Annotated in this window: 1 protein-coding gene; it reads left to right on the top strand. The window is 56.7% G+C overall.

Going from position 1 to position 1,607, the window contains the following annotated elements; all coding sequences use genetic code 11:
- Nucleotides 1-157 precede the first annotated feature (157 nt).
- Nucleotides 158-1,607: undecaprenyl-phosphate glucose phosphotransferase (locus ACXJ5O_RS26370; RefSeq protein WP_457302487.1), on the top strand; the 1,450-nt coding region annotated here is incomplete at its 3' end.

The following is a 1,607-nucleotide window of genomic DNA, read 5'->3' as shown; positions in this document are numbered from 1 at the left end:
CTTCCAAGTATCGGAACCCTCAAGCAAAAGTTCGGTATCGAGGCAATGGCTACGCGGCTAGAAGCCGAGTATTTCGCAGCGTTGGAACTCTAGATTCTTCAAGCCTTTCTTAGCGCATATGTGCTATTGACAGGCAATTCGGGCGTTCAGGTGAATCATGACAGACAGAAAAGCGGAATCGAAGCTTTCGCGGGAGGTTGTTCGCAACCTTACGCCCGACACACCGCGCACTTCCGGCAAGAAGCCGGTGCTGAGCCCGGTCGCCTATCAGATCGCCTCGCAATATGCCAAGGACACCAATTCTCCGGTGATGATCAGCGGCATCATGCGGATCATCGAATTCCTGATCATCGTGCTGGCGGGCATTGCTGTCTTCATCATTTACGTGGGCCCATCGGCTTACACGTTCCTGCAGTATTCGCTTGCGATCCTCGCCACGGCAGTGGTCACAGTCATGCTCCTGGAGCTTACCGACAGCTACCAGCTTGCCGTCATGCGCGACCCCGTCAGCAAGTTCGGAAAACTCATCCTCGTATGGTCCGGCGCTTTCGCGATGATGTCGCTGGCGGCGTTTTTCCTCAAGACCTCGGAAGACTATTCGCGTGTGTGGTTTGGCACCTGGTACGGGTCGGGACTGATCCTTTTCCTGGTATTCCGCATAGTCATGTCGCGCCTGATCCGGCGCTGGGCCCGCAACGGAAAGATGGAACGGCGCGCGGTTATCGTTGGCGGCGGCAAGCCGGCGGAGGACCTCATTCGGTCGATCGAACAACAGCCCTATAACGACATTCGCATTTGCGGTGTTTTTGACGATCGCGATGCCAAGCGGTCACCGCCGATCGTCGCCGGTTATCCAAAGCTCGGTAATATTTCCGAATTGATAGAGTTCGCACGCATCGCGCAAATCGATATGCTGATCGTGTCCCTGCCGATCACCGCGGAAGCACGGGTGCTGTCGCTCCTGAAGAAGCTGTGGGTTCTGCCCGTCGATATCCGCCTGTCGGCACACAACAACCATCTGCAGTTCCGCCCGCGCGCCTATTCCTATATCGGGTCCGTCGCCATGATCGACTTGTTCGACAAGCCGATCAACGACTGGGATTCCGTGGCCAAACGCGCCTTCGACATTTTCTTCAGCCTATTCGGCTTGATCGTCTTCAGTCCGGTTATCCTCGCGACTGTCATCGCCATCAAACTTGAAAGCAACGGGCCGGTGATCTTCAAGCAGCTCCGGCATGGCTTCAACAACGAGATCATCGAAGTCTGGAAGTTCCGCTCCATGTTCACCGAGATGTGCGACCCGACGGCGCGCAATGCAGTGGTAAAGAACGACCCGCGCGTGACCCGCGTCGGCCGCTTCATTCGCAAGACCTCGATCGACGAACTGCCGCAGTTCTTCAACTCGTTGATGGGAACACTGTCACTTGTCGGGCCCCGGCCGCACGCGATCGCAGCGCATACCCGCAATCTCCTTTATAACGAGGTTGTCGACGGCTATTTCGCACGGCACAGGGTCAAGCCCGGCGTGACCGGTTGGGCACAAATCAATGGCTGGCGCGGTGAAGTCGACACGGACGACAAGATCAAGATGCGCACGGAATTCGATC

This window comes from Phyllobacterium sp. P5_D12 (assembly GCF_054049495.1).
Note: the sequence above shows the minus strand (reverse complement) of the source record. Positions and strands in the feature narration are given on the sequence as shown.